The following is a 16,611-nucleotide window of genomic DNA, read 5'->3' on the forward strand; positions in this document are numbered from 1 at the left end:
ACCTTGCCGTCCTGACCTTAACGACTACTCGGGCAGGTGGAGTTCCAGGTCCTTGCGCGGTGTCACGCCCTCGCGGGTGACGGCGTCGAGGAGAGTGGCGACCGCGCCGCGGCCCGGCAGCTGCGCCTCCGGTTCCATGTCGTGCCAGGGGGCGAGGACGAAGGCGCGCTCGTGGGCGCGCGGGTGGGGCAGCGTGAGGTGCGGGTCGTCGTCGATGACGTCCGCGTACGCCACGATGTCGACGTCGAGAGTGCGCGCGCCCCAGCGCTCGTCCCGTACCCGGTGGAAGGCCTCCTCGACCGCGTGCGCCCGCTCCAGCAGCGAGGACGGCGGCAGGGTGGTCTTCAGGACGACGACCGCGTTGAAGTACGAGGGCTGGCTGCCGGGCTCGACGCCCCACGGCTCCGTCTCGTACACAGGAGAGACGGCCTTGATGCGGACGCCCGGGGTGTCCTCCAGGGCGTCGATGGCGCCCTGGAGGGTCTCCAGGCGGTTGCCCAGGTTCGCGCCGAGGGAGATCACCGCCCGTTTCGGGTTGTGGAGCGTCGTGTCGGCGGCGTCCACCTGCGCCACGACGGAGGCGGGTACAGGCTGTACGGTCGGGTCGCTCGGACCCGTGGCGAAGGACGCGGTCATACTCGGCTCCGGGTGATGGTGACGGTCACGTCGTCGAAGGGGACCGTGATCGGCGCGTCCGGTTTGTGGACGCAGACCTCGACTTCCTGGACCCCGTCGTGCTTCAGACAGGTCTGGGCGATGCGCTCGGCGAGCGTCTCGATGAGGTTGACCGGTTCGCCCTCGACGACGGCCACGACCTCCTCCGCCACGATGCCGTAGTGCACTGTCTTCGTCAGGTCGTCGTCGGCGGCGGCCGGGCGGGTGTCCAGGCCGAGGACGAGGTCCACGATGAAGGTCTGGCCCTCCTCGCGCTCCTTGGGGAACACCCCGTGGTGCCCGCGGGCCTTGAGGCCGCGCAGCGCGACACGATCCACGCGAATCACTCCTGCAATCGTCGGTGACGGCCGGTCACTGCCGCGTGCGGGCGGCACACCGGCCTCGAACGAATCTACCTGCGGGCACTGACAGGACCGGGCCACGGGGGCGTGGCCCGTGCCGGGACCAGGAGGGTTCATCGCGTGTTTCCCCTGGGGAACCCGGCGGCTCACGGGTTGGTAGCCGCCCCTACCCAGGGCCCCGTGATTCCAACCACACCTTGGTCCTCAAGGGGGCGCCTACCCACTCAGGAGGGTGTGTCGTCGTCCTCGTCCTCGTCGTTTTCGGTCATCACGGGTGAGGCGTGGTGGGACCAGAGTTTCCAGCCTGCCGGGGTGCGGTGGAACACGTTGGTGGCGACCACCAGCTGGCCGACGAGCGGCCCGAGCTCCTCGCTGCCCTTGGGGGCGGGGCCGCCGCTGAGGATGTTCTCGGTGCAGGTCACCAGGGCGGTGTCGCCCGTGACGGAGACATGCACGTCGGTCAGGAAGAACTGGATGTAGTCGGTGTTCGCCATGATCAGCGCATACGACCTCAGGACCTCGCCGCGGCCGGTGAGCGCCGGCCAGCCGGGGTGCACGCACGAGATCACACCGGTGTCGGCGGGGTCGTGGTACTCCTCGTCGACCCCCAGATCGGACGGGGCGAGCCAGAGCGCGGACAGGTCCTCGAAGTCGCCGCGCTCCATGGCCTCGTAGAAGGCGGTGTTGGCGGCTTCGACCTGCTCGACGTCGGTGTGGGGGGCGCTCACCGGGCTCCTTCGGCAGCACGCGCGCCCTCCACGGCGCGCGCGACCCGTACGGCGTCCGCCGTAGCGCGCACCTCGTGCACGCGCACCGCCCATGCGCCGGCGTGCGCGGCGAGCGCGGAGACTGCGGCCGTGGCGGCGTCGCGCTCGCGCGCGGGCGGGGGCGCCGTCTCCGGTCCGGCCAGGACGCGGCCGAGGAACCGCTTGCGGGAGGCGGCGACGAGCAGGGGGTGGCCGAGGCCGAGCAGCCGGTCCAGATGGGCGAGCAGGACCAGGTCGTGCTCGGCGTCCTTGGAGAAGCCGAGGCCGGGGTCGACGACGATGCGGTCGGGGGCGACGCCGCCGGCCAGGACGGCCTCCACGCGTGTGTGCAGTTCGTCGGCGACTTCGGTGACGACGTCCTCGTACACGCCCTTGACGTTGCCGCCCTCCAGGAAGCCGCGCCAGTGCATGACGACGAAGGGGGCGCCGGCGGCTGCCACCACCGGGATCATCGCCGGGTCGGCGAGGCCGCCGCTGACGTCGTTGACGAGGGCGGCGCCGGCGGCGAGGGCCCGTTCGGCCACGGAGGCGCGCATGGTGTCGACTGAGACGGTGACGCCTTCGGAGGCGAGGCCGCGGACGACGGGGATGACGCGCTTGAGCTCCTCGGCCTCGTCGACGCGGGTGGCGCCCGGCCGGGTGGACTCGCCGCCGACGTCGACCAGGTCCGCGCCCTCGGCGACCAGGTCGAGGCCGTGTTTGACGGCGTTGGTGGTGTCGAAGAAGCGGCCGCCGTCGGAGAAGGAGTCGGGCGTGACGTTCACCACCCCCATGACCGCGCAGCGGTCCCACTCCGGAAGGCCCGCGACGCGCCCGCGTCCGCTCTGCTTGCTCATACGTTCAGCGTAGGCCCCGGCCGTGGCCGGGAGACGCCACGGCCCGGACGGAAGCCCCCTGTCAGGGGAGTTTCCGTCCGGGCCTGCCTTTCACAGTGTCCGGCGTCCGGTGTCCCGGTCAGGCGGTCATGCCGCGCGTACGTCGCGCTCCGCGACGGCGTGCGTGCACACGCGCGGGGCGGTCCTGCGGCGGCGCAGGAAGCGCGGCAGCGGCAGGGCGAGGTTGACGAAGCCCTCCGCCTGCATGGCGGCGAAGCCGATGCGCGGCAGGTCGGCCGATGCCCGGTAGACGACGAAGCGGGGTTCCCAGCGGGGCTGGAACTTCGCGTTGAACTTGTACAGGGACTCGATCTGGAACCAGCGGGAGAGGAAGACCAGCAGCCCGCGCCAGGCGCGCAGCACCGGGCCCGCGCCGATCTTCTCGCCACGCGCGAGTGCCGAGCGGAACATCGCGAAGTTGAGCGACACGCGCGTGATGCCGAGTTTCGGTGCCGCCTGGAGGGCCGCGACGATGAGCAGTTCGTTCATGCCGGGGTCGGCCGAACGGTCGCGGCGCATCAGGTCGAGTGAGGCGCCGTCGGTGCCCCAGGGGACGAAGTGCAGGATCGCCTTCAGGTCGCCGTACTCGCCGGGCTGTTCGTCCGCCTTGTGGGCGGTGGCGATCAGGCAGTCGCCGTCGGCGGCGTCGCCGATGCGGCCCAGCGCCATGGAGAACCCGCGCTCGGTGTCGGTGCCGCGCCAGTCCTCGGCGGCGTTGCGGATCCGCTCCAGCTCGGCCTCGCCGAGGTCACGTACACGTCGTACCCGGGTTTCGTAACCGGCGCGTTCGATGCGCTTGACCATCTGGCGCACGTTCCGCATCGCGCGGCCGGCGAGGGAGAAATCCGCTACGTCCACCACCGCCTCGTCGCCCAGTTCCAGGGCGTCGAGGCCGGTCTCCCGGGTCCACACCTCGCCGCCCGTCTCCGAGCAGCCCATGACGGCCGGAGTCCAGGAGTGCGCACGTGCCTCGTCCATGAAGCGCTCGATGGCGCCCGGCCAGGCCTCGACGTCCCCGATGGGGTCGCCGCTGGCGAGCATCACGCCGGACACGACCCGGTACGTCACCGCCGCCTTGCCGCTGGGCGAGAAGACGACCGCCTTGTCGCGGCGCAGCGCGAAGTGGCCGAGGGAGTCGCGGCGGCCGTGCTTCTCCAGCAGGGCACGCAGCTGGGTCTCGTCCTCCTCCGTCAGGCGCGCGGCCGGGTGTTCGGGCCGGAAGGCGAGGTAGATCGTGGTGACCGCCGTCAGCAGGCCGAGCGCGCCCAGTGAGAAGCCGACGGTCCAGGAGGTGTTGCCCTGGTAGTCGACCGGGCCCTCGAAGCCGAACAGGCCGTAGAGGACATGGGTGATGCGATCGGCCAGGCTCGGGTCGCCGACGAGCGTCTTCGGGTGGGCGCTGACGATGACCAGCCCCAGAGCGAGGGAACCGGCGCCCATGAGGACGAAGTTCGCGAGCGCACGCCACCTGCTTCGCGGATCGGGCAGCGCCCGGAACTGATCACGGTGTCGCAGCAGCGGTGCGAGCAGCGCCAGCGAGATGATCACTCCGATGATGGAGTGCCGGTATGTGAACTGCGCCACCGCGCCCGCCGGCAGCAGCGCCACCGCGGCGCGCCACGCCCGGCGTTTGCCGCGCCTCAGGCCGTGTGCGAGCAGCAGCAGCAGGATGCCGGCGCTGAGCGAGAGCGCGGCCGCGAACGGGCCGAACGAACCGGGCAGCACCTCGGCGATCGTGTGCATACGGCTGTGCCTGAAGCGCGGGAAGACGCCCGCGGCGATGTCCAGAACGCCCACCAGTGCGCAGGCTCTGGCGACGAGGACGGGGACGGCCTCGGGGCGCGGACCACGGAATACGCGCCGCGCGCTGTGTGATCGAGTGGGAACCCCACCCGACATTTCCTCATCTGTCCTGACAGACATCGCATCCCGTAGTTCTGCGAGAGACCTTGGATCCGGGCCCGATTCGGGCATCCGGCGACATTGCGCCCTCTAGGACGGTGTCTCGGGGAGCAAGGTTCCAACCTCTCCTCAAAGCCGGTCCAAAGGCCGAGGAAAGTCCCGGACAAGCTCTCGCGAAGGTATGCGGGATCCGGGTGGAAACCGCAGGCAGGAAGCAGGTCATGGGTCTTACTAGCAACAAAGTGCTGCTGCTGGCAGTGATGTTCGCCGTACTGCTGTTCGTGGGCACGGTGTGGCTGTGGCCGCGCCTGGCACGGCGCAACTGGCGGGCCGTCAGCGGACGCGTCGGGCTGCTGTTCGGCACGCAGCTGGCCCTCTTCCTGTCGGTCGGCCTCGCCGCCAACCAGGCCTTCGGGTTCTACGCCAGCTGGGCGGACCTGTTCGGCCAGGAGAAGGCCCAGGGTGTGGTCGTGAACCACACGGCGCTCGGCGGCTCCGGCGGCCCGCTGCAGGTGATCGACACGGCACGCGTGCGTGGAGCCGCCGGTTTCCAGCCGCAGGTCGGCGGCCAGATACAGAAGGTCGACATCGTCGGCCGTACGACGAACATCGCCACACCCGCGTATGTGTATCTGCCGCCGGAGTACTTCCAGCCGCAGTACCGCACGCGTACGTTCCCCGCCGCCGTCGTCCTCACGGGATATCCGGGCACCGCACAGGCGCTCGTGGACAAACTGCACTATCCGAGTACGGCCCAGGGCCTTGCGAAGAACGGCCGTATGCAGCCGATGATCCTGGTGATGCTGCGGCCGACGGTGGCGCCGCCGCGGGACACGGAATGCGTGGACATCCCGGGCGGTCCGAAGACGGAGACGTTCTTCGCCAAGGACCTCCCCGATGCCGTACTCGCGCACTACCGGGTGGGCAAAAAGCCGGGCAGCTGGGGCATCATCGGCGATTCCACGGGCGGCTACTGTGCGCTGAAGCTCGCCATGCACCACCCCCGGGTGTATGCCGCAGGGGCGGGTCTGTCGCCGTACTACAAGGCGCCGGTCGACCCCACCACGGGCGATCTCTTCCACGGTGACAAGGGGCTGCGCAACCGCGCGGACCTGTGGTGGTGCATCAAGCACCTGCCTTCCCCGGACACTTCACTGCTCGTCACCAGCAGCAAGATCGGGGAATCCAACTACAAGGCGACACTGAAGTTCATAGAGGGTGTGCGGGCCACGAACCTGACGCGGATCTCGTCGATCATCCTTGACAGCGGCGGCCACAACTTCAACACGTGGAGGCGGGAGATTCCCGCGACGCTGCAGTGGATCAGCGGGCGGCTGAGCGACCGGTGACCAGGGTTCCCACAGGTGATGATCTTGCTGAATTAGGCAAAGGCCTATTCCTGATGCCCTGTGAACGTTTCGGTATGGCTGTGTTTTTGCGGGGCGGGGCGCCAACACTCGCCTACGCGCGGTAAGTTTCTGGCCATGCCACGTGGACGTCACCGCCATTCCCCGCCCTTGCACAGACTGCTGCCACCGTCGGCGATCGCAGGCGTCTCTTTCGTCTGCGCCTTCGGTCCGTGGGTGTTCTCACAACAGGCCGTGCTCCGTGTGATAGCCGCGGCCGCCGCGGCGACGGCGGTCGTCGGTGCGGCCGTCATGCGCCGTTGGGACACCCAGGCCGGCAAGCAGGTCGCCGACCTCACGCGCGCGCGTGCGAGCGACGAGTGGCGGCACGAGGAGCGGGTCGCCGAGCTGGAGACCGACCTCGAGGAATCGCGCGAGCTGCGCGCCAAGCTGGAGCAGCGGCTGCGCGCGAAGCGCGCCGAACTGGCGGGACTGCGCAACGAACACGCGGCGCTGCTGCGGCGGTACGCCACCGCCGAGACCGAGCGTGCGAGCGCCCTGGAGGGCCGCCGCCTGCTCGAGATCGAGGCCGGGGCACCGGCCCGCGCGCTGCCACCCGTCCCGGTGGCCGGTGCGGCGGCTGCGGAGACGGAGCCCCTGGTGGAGGAGACCGAGGCTGTGGCTGCCTCGGCGGACGTCTCCGAGGGCATGGCCGACGAGCCGGCGGCGCCGGCGATCTTCTCCCCGGAGGGTTCCAAGCTGTTCTTGCGGGCGAAGGCGGCGCTGACGAAGTTCGACGAGGACGGTGACGGTTCTCCGAAGGACGACGGCGGCCCGGACGGTGAGGCGGACTCGCAGGACGCCGCGAGCGCCGAGGCCGAGGACGACACCGACCCCGAGGACGACGACTTCCCGAAGGGCGGCGGCTCCCCCAAGGGTGACGAGCCTTCAAAGGACGTCTCCCCGAAGGGCGAGCCGGTGACGGTGAAGGCCGGTTCGGACCCGGCGGCAGCTCAGGCGGCCCCGACCGAGCCCGGCGCCGCCGAGCCCGCCGCCACCGCGACCGAGGTCGCCACCGGTGAGGCCGAGGCCGCGGCCCAGGAGGATGAGTCGCAGGGGCAGCCCCAGGCGGTCGACGGGCATGAGCGCGCGGCCGCCACCACTTCGGCCGGGCACGTCCCGGCCGCCCAGCCCGTGCAGCAGCCCGCCGGTCACTTCGTCGCACCGACCGCGGTGGCCGTCGTACCGGCCGCCCCTGTGCGGCGTCCGACGGTCGAGGGCGGATTCGACTTCTTCGGTACGAAGGAGGAGGGGGCGCAGGACGCCCTGGAGGCCGTGCAGAACGAGGACCTCGCCGATGTGGTCGGCCAGGAGGCGCTCGCCGTCCACAAGGCCGAGGCCGAGGCGGAGTTCAAGCCTGCCGACGCGCCGGCCTCCGGTGTCGGCCAGGTCATCGACCTGACGGCCCACGACGAGACCGAGCAGATCGACGTGCAGGGGCTGCGGAGCGCGGTTTCCTGAGACCTTCGGTCACCTGACGGCCCCGGGCGGTTTCTGACGGCCCGGGGCTCTCGTTTGCCCGGGATCCTCGCTTCCCGGGCTTTTGGATTCCCGGCCTCAGCTTTCGCGGCGCCGCCGGGTCATCGCCCTACGGCGCCATCCACCGGTCCGGCAGCGCGTCCCGCCGCCCTGTCCGTGACCGCTCGGCCTGCCCCCGCAGCAGCTCCGCCGCCTCCTGGGCGTCCCTCAGCCGGGCCGTCACGGTCTTGTCGGCTCCCGTGTCCACATGTACGTCGGCGAGCCGCCACAGCCGCTTCCAGGGCCCCTGAACCAGCCGCACGCTCTGCACCTTCGCGTGCGGCACGAGCGCCAGGCTCCGGCGCAGCAGGCCGTGCCGGGCCGCGAACACCGTGTCGGTGACGGCGATTCCCTGGCCGCGCCACCACATCGGCACACACCGCCCGGCCCGCCGAGGCGGCCGTGACAGCTCCTCGGCCGGCGGCACGGTCACCCCGGGCAGCACGCGCGCGACGACCGACTCGGCGACCGCCCGCGGAGCGACCGGCACCAGCACGGAGTTGGACGAACCGGCCACATCCAGCTCCACCCGCACCCAGCCGAGCCGCCGCCACAGCAGCGGCTCCACGATCCGCACGGTCTGCACCCGGCCGGGCGGCACCGTCTCGTGCGTGCGGTCGAGGAGTCCGTGGTCGATGCGCAGCCCGTCCGGTGACTCGCCCACCGTCCAGTCGTACTCGCCGACGAACCGCCCCGCGCTGCTCGCGCCCGCCGCGCCCAGCAGCGGCACGCCGGTCGCGAGGACCGTCCACACGCTGTGGGTGGCCAGCCAGAGCACCGGCGGGACGACGAGCGCGGCCGCCAGGGAGCACCAGGTGGCGCCGGTCAGCAGGACGGAGATCGCGAGGTCGCGCGGCGGCGTGCGCAACAGCTCGCGCACCGGCGCCTCGCCGACTTCGTGCGCCGTCTCGGGCGCGAACCCGGCGGCGCGTGCGAGCAGTTCGGCGCGGAGCGCACGCGCCTCGCGCTCCCCCAGGAAGGAGAGCTCGTCCTTCTTGTCCGTCCCGACGACGTCGAGTTTGAGCTTGGCGACGCCCGCCACGCGCGCGAGGAGCGGCTGGGTGATGTCGACGGCCTGGATGCGTTCCAGCCGGATGTGCGCGGTGCGCCGGAACAGCAGGCCGGTCCGTATCCGCAGCTCGGTCTCGGTCACCGCGAAGTGCGTGAACCACCAGGTCAAAAAGCCGTACAGGGAGGCGGCCGGGACCAGGACGGCGAGCGCTGCCAGGAGGGTGGTGGTCGTCAGCCTGGTCAGCTGCTGCTGCGCCTGGTCGGGATCGTGCACGGCCCACCCGATGACCACGGCCACCGGTGCCCAGGCCCGCCTCAGGGGCGTCACGGGGTGCAGCCGCCGCTCGGTGACGGGTTCCTTCGCGGCTACGGCGTCGTCGACGCCCGGCGTGGTCACAGACCCGCCGATCGGGCCTCGCCGAGCTCGGTGAGGCGGTCGCGCAGCCGCTCCGCCTCGGCCGGGTCGAGGCCCGGGATGGTCGCGTCGGTCGCCGCGGCCGCCGTGTGCAGCTGCACGCTGGCGAGCCCGAAGTGCCGCTCGACGGGCCCCGAGGTCACCTCGACCAGCTGCATCCGCCCGTACGGCACGACGGTCTCCTCACGCCACAGCACACCCCGGCTGATCAGCAGGTCGTCGGCCCGCTCGGCGTACCGCCAGGAGCGCCAGTTGCGGCCGAGCAGCCCCCAGCCCCAGGCCGCCAGCGCGAGCGGCAGCAGTGCGAGGGCCGCCCAGACGGGCCCGGCGAGCAGCCCGAGCAGCAGGCCCAGGGCGAGGGCCAGCAGCCCCAGCCACACCACCAGCAGCAGCCGGCGCATCCGCAGCAGACCGGGCGGCAGCCCGATCCACACCGGCTCCGCCGACTCGTCCCCCGTCGTCCCCGTGCTCTGCGTGCTCCCCGTCTCCATACGGCCAGCGTACGTAGGAGAGACTGGGTCCATGACTCCTACGACGGAGACCATGGTCGGTATCGGCGGCGCCGCGGAGAGCACCGACATGGTGCTCAACATCGGGCCGCAGCACCCGTCCACGCACGGCGTGCTGCGGCTGCGCCTGGTGCTGGACGGCGAGCGCATCATGCACGCCGAGCCGGTCATCGGGTACATGCACCGCGGCGCCGAGAAGCTCTTCGAGGCGCGCGACTACCGCCAGATCATCATGCTCGCCAACCGCCACGACTGGCTGTCGGCCTTCTCCAACGAGCTCGGTGTGGTCCTCGCGGTGGAGCGCATGCTCGGCATGGAGGTGCCCACGCGCGCGGTGTGGACGCGCACGCTGCTCGCCGAGCTCAACCGGGTGCTCAACCACCTGATGTTCCTGGGCTCGTACCCGCTGGAGCTCGGCGGCATCACCCCGGTCTTCTACGCCTTCCGGGAGCGCGAGGTCCTCCAGAACGTCATGGAGGAGGTCTCCGGCGGCCGTATGCACTACATGTTCAACCGCGTCGGCGGCCTCAAGGAGGACCTGCCGGCGGGCTGGGCCGCACGCGCGCGTGCCGCCGTCGCCGCCGTGCGCTCACGCATGGACGTGTACGACGACCTGGTGCTCGGCAACGAGATCTTCCGGGGGCGCACGCGGGGCGTGGGCGCGCTGGCGGCCGAGACCGTGCACGCCTACGGCGTGAGCGGGCCGATCGCGCGCGCCTCGGGCGTCGACTTCGACCTGCGCCGCGACGAGCCGTATCTCGCGTACAGCGAGCTGCAGGACACCCTGAAGGTCGTCACCCGGCAGGAGGGCGACTGTCTCGCCCGCTTCGAGGTGCTCCTGGAGCAGACCCACGTCGCCCTCGACCTCGCCGACGCCTGCCTCGACCGGCTCGCCGAGCTGCCGCCGGGACCGATCAACCAGCGGCTCCCCAAGGTCCTGAAGGCGCCCGAGGGCCACACGTACGCGTGGACCGAGAACCCGCTCGGCATCAACGGCTACTACCTCGTCAGCAAGGGCGAGAAGACCCCCTACCGGCTGAAGCTGCGCTCGGCCTCGTACAACAACATCCAGGCGCTCGTGGAACTCCTGCCGGGAACGCTGGTCGCCGACATGGTGGCGATCCTGGGGTCGCTGTTCTTCGTGGTCGGGGACATCGACAAGTAGCGGGCCGGGAAGCCGGGCCGAGAAACCGGGGCGGGCGCGGTCAGCCGAGGAGTGCGTCCGGAATTCCCACCGGCTGCAGCAGCCAGCCGAAGTCGCCGAGGCCGCCCGGTGCGGTGAGTTCGGCGGCTTCACCGGCGCTCGCGAGGGCTCGTACGTATGCGGCGGGCTGGGTGGACGCGAGTGAAAGCGGGGGGCGGTCGCCTGCGATGCCCAGGGCGCGCAAGGCATCGCGCTGCGGCAGAAGGCGCGCGCCGGAGAGTGCCCGCGCCGTCCCGTGCGCCGCGCACGCGTCCAGTGCGACATGCGCCGTGATGTCGCACGACCCGTCCGGCACGGGCGCCGTCTCGCGCCCGGCGCGGAAGCCGGTGAGGGTGCCGAACGGGGGGCGCGCATCCAGGGTGTGCGCGTAGTCGACGGCGACCGCGAGCCCCCGGGCGAGCGAGGAGACCGCGGCCGCCCAGGCCTCGTCCCGGGGGAGTCCGATCTCGGCCCGCAGCCCCTCCTCGGCCGGCAGCGGCCACCACCGGGCGAGCCACTCCGCTTCCGCTCCGCCGACCGGCTCCCCGAGCCGTTCGGTCCCGTCCTGCCGGACGAGCACCCGCCGCGGTACGCCCGCCGAGTCCACCTCGGCGACGTCCAGCGGCACGTTGTCCAGCCACTCGTTGGCGAACAGCAGCCCGGTGACCTGCTGGGGCGGTTCGGTGAGCCACTCGATCCGGTCGTCGAGGCCCGCCGGGCGGCCGGCGATCTCGACGGCGTACGCACGCGTGCGTGCCGCGACCTCGGCGGGCAGTGCGGTCAGCACGCCGCCGACCAGCTCGCCCCGGCCCGCCGCCATGTCGACGAAGGCCAGCGCGCCGGGCCGGTCCAGAGCCTCGTCGACCCGGCACAGCAGCCGGGCCACGGCCTCGGCGAACAGGGGGGACGCGTGCACGGACGTACGGAAGTGTCCGGCCGGACCCTCCGGCCTGCGATAGAAGCCGCCCGGCCCGTACAGCGCGGCTTCGGCCGCCGCCCGCCAGCCCTGCCACCGGCCCGATGTCTCTTCCGCCACCGGGACAGGCTAAGCGCGCAGGAGAGGGGAGCCTCCACCTTGGGGAGTATGTGCGCCGGGCGCGGATCGGTCCTCCGGTTGACCCCTGCACGCATCTGGCTTCCCTACGCTGGGTTACGTGCAGCGCCTCTATGACTTCCTCCGCAGACACCCGACAGGGGTCGACACCTTCTGGGCCGTCTTCCTGTTCGGGATCTCGCTGCTGAGCGGAACCGCCAGTTCGGCGGTCCGGGGCACCGACTCTCCGGCGCTGATCGTTCCGATCGCGTTTCTGCTGTGTCTGGTGATCGCGCTGCGCCGGCGCATGCCGGAGAAGATGCTGCTGCTGACGATCGGGCTCGGCGTGGCGCAGCTGGTGCTGAACGTCCAGACGATGGCCGCCGACTTCGCCATGCTGGTGATCGTCTACACAGTGGCCGCGACATCTCCTCGATGGGCCTCCTGGCTCGCGCTGGCCGTGGGGCTGTGTGCGGCGCCGATGGCGCAGATGCGCTGGCCGCTGGACGGGAGCGCGCTGGGCAATGCCGCGAAGGCGGTCTTCCTGACCGTGCCTTTCGCGCTCGCCTGGGTGCTCGGGGACTCCATCCGCACCCGCCGCGCCTACTTCGCACAGTTGGAGGAGCGCGCGGCCCGGCTGGAGAAGGAGCGGGAGGCGCAGTCCAAGGTCGCGGTCGCGGCCGAACGCGCCCGGATCGCCCGCGAGTTGCACGACGTCGTCGCGCACAACGTGTCGGTGATGGTGGTGCAGGCCGACGGCGCCGCCTATGTCCTGGACGCCGCCCCCGACCAGGCCAAGAAGGCCCTGGAGACCATCTCCTCCACCGGCCGCCAGGCCCTCGCCGAGATGCGCCGCCTGCTCGGCGTGCTGCGCACCGGCGAGCACCAGGAGGTCGGCGAGTACGTTCCGCAGCCCGACGTCGACCAGATCGACGAGCTGATCGAGCAGTGCCGCACCTCCGGCCTGCCCGTCGACTTCAAGGTCGAGGGCACCCCGCGCCCGCTGCCCAGCGGCGTCGAGCTCACCGCGTACCGCATCGTGCAGGAGGCGCTGACCAACACGCGCAAGCACGGCGGGCCGAACGCGGGCGCCAGCGTGCGGCTGGTCTACTTCGACGACGGCCTCGGCCTGCTCGTCGAGGACGACGGCAAGGGCGCCCCGCACGAGCTGTACGAGGAGGGCGGCGCCGACGGACAGGGCCACGGCCTGATCGGCATGCGCGAACGGGTCGGTATGGTCGGCGGCACCCTGGACGCGGGGCCGCGCCCCGGCGGCGGATTCCGGATCAGTGCGCTGCTCCCGCTGAAACCCGCACACTGACGCCTACGTACGTCCCGTGTTGACACCTGTAACGATCCGCGGACAGCAAACCCCGCGGACAGCAACCCCCCGCATACGGAAACCGCCGCAACGGAAGAGAACGGAAGAGGTCCCGATGACGATCCGCGTGATGCTCGTCGACGACCAGGTGCTGCTGCGCACCGGGTTCCGGATGGTGCTCGCCGCCCAGCCGGACATGGAGGTCGTCGCGGAGGCGGGGGACGGCGTCGAGGCCCTCCAGGTGCTGCGCTCGACCGCCGTCGACGTGGTGCTCATGGACGTCCGCATGCCGAAGCTCGACGGCGTGGAGACCACCCGCCGCATCTGCTCGGAGCCCGAGCCGCCGAAGGTGCTGATCCTGACCACCTTCGACCTCGACGAGTACGCCTTCTCAGGGCTGAAGGCGGGCGCCTCCGGCTTCATGCTCAAGGACGTGCCGCCCGGCGAACTCCTCGCCGCCATCCGTGCCGTGCACAGCGGCGACGCGGTCGTCGCCCCGTCGACCACGCGCCGTCTGCTCGACCGGTTCGCGCCGATGCTGCCGAGCGTCGGGAAGGAGCCCCAGCACAAGGAGCTGGAGCGGCTCACCGAACGCGAGCGCGAAGTCATGATCCTGGTCGCGCAGGGCCTGTCCAACGGCGAGATCGCGGCCCGGCTGGTGCTCTCCGAGGCGACCGTGAAGACCCATGTGGGCCGCATCCTGACCAAGTTGGGGCTCCGGGACCGGGTGCAGGTGGTGGTCCTGGCGTACGAGACGGGTCTGGTGCGCGCGGGCGGGCACGGCTGACGGGCCGTACGGGTCCTAGCGGAGTATCCCTTCCAGGAAGTCGCTGCCGAGCCGGGCCACCACCGCTATGTCCAGCTGGTGCTGGACGTACCGGCCACGGCGGCGCGTGGTGACCAGGCCCGCCTTCTTCAGGACGCTCAGGTGCCGGGATATCTCCGGGGCCGTCATGCCCTGCGTCTGCGCCAGCTCGCTCGTGGTGTAGGCGCTGCGGGCCAGGTAGCGGCAGATGCGCATCCGGACGGGGTGGGACAGGGCCGTCATGCGCAGAGCCAGCTGCTCGACGGAGGGCGGAGCGGCGAGTTCGGGGGAGCCGGCCGGGTAGTGCAGCACCGGCTGCCAGCCGTGCCGGTACAGGACGGACAGGTGGGGCCAGCCGAAGCTGGTCGGTACGAGGAGGAGGCCGCCGTCCTGCGTGGCCGTACGGCCGACGCTCAGTTTGTCGACCGTGATCCGTTCGGCCGCCTCGTCCAGCGTGACCACCGGGGACACGGCGGCCAGCGCCTCCGCCAGGCCCTTGCGGCGCAGGAGGTCGGTCTTGTGGCGGGCGTCCGCCGTGAGCTGGTGGCGCAGCCGGGACCAGGCCTCCGCGAAGAACGCCTCGTCGCAGTCCTGGAGGAACTGGCGCAGCCAGCCCCGGATCCTGGGCGGATCGGTCAGCAGCAGCTCGCTGAACCGCACCTGCCCCGGCCCCCGCGCGGCGGCCAGCTCGAGGGCGCGTCGGCGCAGCCCGGCGTCGACGAGGGGGCTCGGCCCGTCGCCGTATGGCATCGCGCAGCTGAACTCCAGGGCCGCGTCCACGAACTGCTCGTCCGTCAGCTTGTCCAGCAGGTCCAGCTCCTCGGCGAGCGTGGCCCCGGGGAGTGCCGCGCCGCCCGGGATGCCCGCGTACGGCAGGAACAGGTCCGAGAACGTCGTCCGCCAAAGGAAGTCGGCCTCGCACATCCGGTCGGCGAGATGGGAGTCGAGCCGGGCCCTCACTCCCGTCACCCAGCCCTGCAGGCCGGGATGGTGGCCCGGCTCGGACAGCGCGTGCAGCGCCATGCCGAGCTCGGCCAGGGGTGAGGGGACGACGGCGACCCTCTCCGGCCGCAGCCCCGCGATGTCGATGTGCACGCTCATGACCTCATGGTGCACCCCGCCACTGACAACGCCGGCGCCGATTGACGGCGGCCGTCAATCGACGCGACTTCGCGGCCGAAGCCGCGCAGCCTGGAGCACCGGGGCAGCCGCGGAGCCCACGAATCCCTGTCTCCACGTCCCGAGAAGGCGAACAGCCATGAGCATCACGCAGCAGTACCTCCTCGACACCTACCGGGCCCGGAAGCTGGGCCAGCCGGACCCGCCCGCGCCCGGCGCCGACGACTGGCAGGTCGTACGCGAGGTGCGCGACCACCGGCAGCTCCGTGCGGTCGTCTCCGGGCGTCCGGCCCACGGGCGGATACGGCAGACCCTGGGCCGGTGGCTGCATCTGCGGCGGCGCTCTACTTGCTGACCGCCCCCTCCGTACGGACCGCTTCCGCCTTGCCGCCCTCCTCGGTGAGCCGCGACACGAACTCGGTGACCGCCGTCTTCACGTCGTCGGCCGTCCACTCCAGGCCCGCGGCCCGGACGTTCACCTCGGTGACGGCCAGACCCGGGCCCTTCCGGTCCCAGGCATCGGCGAACAGGAGCGTGCCCGTCTCCTCTGCGTGCCGGACGGCGGCCTCCGCGAGGACATCGGGGTCGTACGGCAGCCAGACCTGGAACTCGTTGGTGTGCGGCACCTCGGGGTGGACGCGCATCCAGGGCACCCCGGCCGCCGCGAAGCCCTCGCGCAGCGCATCGGCCACCACGCGCGCGTGGGCCACGTACTCGGGCAGCCGGGGCAGCTCGCGCTCCAGCCCGGCGAGGGCCGACAGCACCGTCGGGAACTGCTGGAAGATCTGGCCGCCGTACCGGTGCCGCCAGGTCTTCGCCTCGTCGACGAGGGTCTTCGGGCCTGCCAGCGCGGCGCCGCCGAAGCCGTCGAGGGACTTGTAGAAGGACACATAGACGCTGTCCGCGAGATCCGCGATCTCGTCCAGGGGGCGGCCGAAGTGGACCGTGGACTCCCACAGGCGTGCGCCGTCGAAGTGCACGACGGCGTCCCTTTCGCGGGCGGCCGCCACGACCTCGGTGAGTTCCTCCCAGGACGGCAGCACGAAACCGGCGTCCCTGAGGGGCAGTTCGAGCATCAGCGCCCCGAAGGGCTCCTCGAAGTCGCGTACCTCGTCGGCGGTCGGCAGTTTGGGCGCGCTCGTCACCCGGACCGGGCGCAGCCCGCTGACCTGGCTGAACGCGTTCCGCTCGTGCACCTCGGGGTGGGACAGCGCGTGCAGGGCGACGGTGGGGTTGCCGGTGCGGCCCGCCCAGCAGCGCAGCGCCACCTGCTGGGCCATCGTGCCCGTCGGGAAGAACGCGGCGGCCTCCTTGCCGAGCAGCCCGGCGACCTTCTCCTCCAGGGTCTCGACGACGCCGTTGCCGTAGATGTCCGCCGGCTCGTCCAGGTCGTACAGATCCTGCGCGCCGTCCAGCAGCGCCAGGCGCTCCCGGAGCGTGCCGAGGAAACCGGGGCGTGCGAGGACGCGCTCCGCGCTCCGGTGTGCGCCGATGCGTCGCTTACGGCGCCGCTTGCGCCGCTCTTCGTCTGATATCTGGTCTTCGTCCGGTGTCGGGTCGGAGTGCCGCTCGACCTGCTGCGCCGCATCGCTCATGCCTTGGATCATGCCTGGCGCGGGTCCGGGCGAGCACTCGGATTTCCACAGGCTTTCCCCTGAGCCGGCGCCGTGGCGTAACCCACAGCCTGTGGACAACCGGACGCCCTTCGAACCGATCGCGTTAACATGACGA

Annotated in this window: 16 protein-coding genes; 6 read left to right on the top strand and 10 right to left on the bottom strand. The window is 71.6% G+C overall.

The annotated features are described in order from the left end of the window. Window positions 1-24: 24 nt before the first annotated feature. The 5 genes from folK to EDD92_RS26605 all read right to left on the bottom strand — a co-directional run bounded on the left by folK (window position 25) and on the right by EDD92_RS26605 (window position 4,557). Window positions 25-636 (bottom strand): 2-amino-4-hydroxy-6-hydroxymethyldihydropteridine diphosphokinase, encoded by a 612-nt coding sequence (folK, locus tag EDD92_RS26585; protein ID WP_123966643.1) that lies wholly within the window; start codon window positions 634-636, stop codon window positions 25-27. After that, on the bottom strand, window positions 633-992 hold the full coding sequence (gene folB / locus EDD92_RS26590; RefSeq protein ID WP_123966645.1) for a dihydroneopterin aldolase: 360 nt from the start codon (window positions 990-992) through the stop codon (window positions 633-635). Before folB ends, folK begins: the two co-directional genes overlap by 4 nt. Before the next feature lie 248 nt (window positions 993-1,240). After that, entirely contained in the window at window positions 1,241-1,744 is a 504-nt protein-coding gene (locus tag EDD92_RS26595) for a nuclear transport factor 2 family protein (protein ID WP_123966647.1), read from the bottom strand. Then, the gene (gene folP, locus EDD92_RS26600; protein WP_123966649.1) at window positions 1,741-2,619 is read right to left on the bottom strand and encodes a dihydropteroate synthase; all 879 of its coding nucleotides are present in this window, start codon (window positions 2,617-2,619) and stop codon (window positions 1,741-1,743) included. The genes EDD92_RS26595 and folP overlap by 4 nt, the downstream gene beginning before the upstream one ends. A gap of 126 nt (window positions 2,620-2,745) precedes the next feature. Beyond that, window positions 2,746-4,557: a phosphatidylglycerol lysyltransferase domain-containing protein gene (locus tag EDD92_RS26605; RefSeq protein ID WP_123966651.1), complete on the bottom strand. Its 1,812-nt coding sequence runs from the start codon at window positions 4,555-4,557 to the stop codon at window positions 2,746-2,748. A gap of 224 nt (window positions 4,558-4,781) precedes the next feature. On the opposite strand from EDD92_RS26605, the gene EDD92_RS26610 reads away from it, so the two are divergent. Both EDD92_RS26610 and EDD92_RS26615 read left to right on the top strand, forming a co-directional pair. Further along, window positions 4,782-5,909, top strand: a complete 1,128-nt coding sequence (locus EDD92_RS26610) for an esterase family protein (RefSeq protein ID WP_123966653.1) — start codon at window positions 4,782-4,784, stop codon at window positions 5,907-5,909. 135 nt (window positions 5,910-6,044) lie between these two features. Then, window positions 6,045-7,427: a hypothetical protein gene (locus EDD92_RS26615; RefSeq protein ID WP_123966655.1), complete on the top strand. Its 1,383-nt coding sequence runs from the start codon at window positions 6,045-6,047 to the stop codon at window positions 7,425-7,427. Between the two features lie 127 nt (window positions 7,428-7,554). Here the strand turns inward: EDD92_RS26615 and EDD92_RS26620 are convergent, their stop codons facing one another. Then, window positions 7,555-8,892 (bottom strand): PH domain-containing protein, encoded by a 1,338-nt coding sequence (locus EDD92_RS26620; RefSeq protein ID WP_123966657.1) that lies wholly within the window; start codon window positions 8,890-8,892, stop codon window positions 7,555-7,557. Next, on the bottom strand, window positions 8,889-9,401 hold the full coding sequence (locus EDD92_RS26625) for a PH domain-containing protein (RefSeq protein WP_123966658.1): 513 nt from the start codon (window positions 9,399-9,401) through the stop codon (window positions 8,889-8,891). The genes EDD92_RS26620 and EDD92_RS26625 overlap by 4 nt, the downstream gene beginning before the upstream one ends. Before the next feature lie 31 nt (window positions 9,402-9,432). On the opposite strand from EDD92_RS26625, the gene EDD92_RS26630 reads away from it, so the two are divergent. Then, window positions 9,433-10,584 carry an NADH-quinone oxidoreductase subunit D gene (locus tag EDD92_RS26630; protein ID WP_123966660.1) on the top strand — a complete coding sequence of 384 codons (1,152 nt, stop codon included), beginning with the start codon at window positions 9,433-9,435 and terminating at the stop codon, window positions 10,582-10,584. Between the two features lie 40 nt (window positions 10,585-10,624). On the opposite strand, the gene EDD92_RS26635 is transcribed toward EDD92_RS26630, so the two are convergent. Continuing rightward, complete coding sequence (locus EDD92_RS26635; RefSeq protein ID WP_123966662.1) at window positions 10,625-11,638, bottom strand: SAM-dependent methyltransferase; 1,014 nt, start codon at window positions 11,636-11,638, stop codon at window positions 10,625-10,627. Window positions 11,639-11,756: 118 nt separating this feature from the next. Here EDD92_RS26635 and EDD92_RS26640 point away from each other — a divergent pair, with 118 nt between their 5' ends. Then, window positions 11,757-12,956 carry a sensor histidine kinase gene (locus EDD92_RS26640; protein WP_030942622.1) on the top strand — a complete coding sequence of 400 codons (1,200 nt, stop codon included), beginning with the start codon at window positions 11,757-11,759 and terminating at the stop codon, window positions 12,954-12,956. A gap of 115 nt (window positions 12,957-13,071) precedes the next feature. Then, a complete protein-coding gene (locus EDD92_RS26645) occupies window positions 13,072-13,743 on the top strand; it encodes a response regulator transcription factor (RefSeq protein WP_123966664.1) in 672 nt (223 codons plus the stop codon). A 15-nt stretch (window positions 13,744-13,758) separates the two neighbouring features. Here EDD92_RS26645 and EDD92_RS26650 read toward each other — a convergent pair whose 3' ends face one another. Further along, on the bottom strand, window positions 13,759-14,862 hold the full coding sequence (locus EDD92_RS26650; protein WP_123966666.1) for a DUF5937 family protein: 1,104 nt from the start codon (window positions 14,860-14,862) through the stop codon (window positions 13,759-13,761). Between the two features lie 157 nt (window positions 14,863-15,019). On the opposite strand from EDD92_RS26650, the gene EDD92_RS26660 reads away from it, so the two are divergent. Continuing rightward, a complete protein-coding gene (locus tag EDD92_RS26660) occupies window positions 15,020-15,235 on the top strand; it encodes a hypothetical protein (RefSeq protein ID WP_123966668.1) in 216 nt (71 codons plus the stop codon). On the opposite strand, the gene EDD92_RS26665 is transcribed toward EDD92_RS26660, so the two are convergent. After that, a complete protein-coding gene (locus tag EDD92_RS26665; RefSeq protein ID WP_185124136.1) occupies window positions 15,225-16,475 on the bottom strand; it encodes a low specificity L-threonine aldolase in 1,251 nt (416 codons plus the stop codon). The two genes, EDD92_RS26660 and EDD92_RS26665, sit on opposite strands and share 11 nt — an antisense overlap. Window positions 16,476-16,611 lie beyond the last annotated feature (136 nt).

The organism is Streptomyces sp. TLI_185 (assembly GCF_003814765.1).
Classification (GTDB): domain Bacteria; phylum Actinomycetota; class Actinomycetes; order Streptomycetales; family Streptomycetaceae; genus Streptomyces.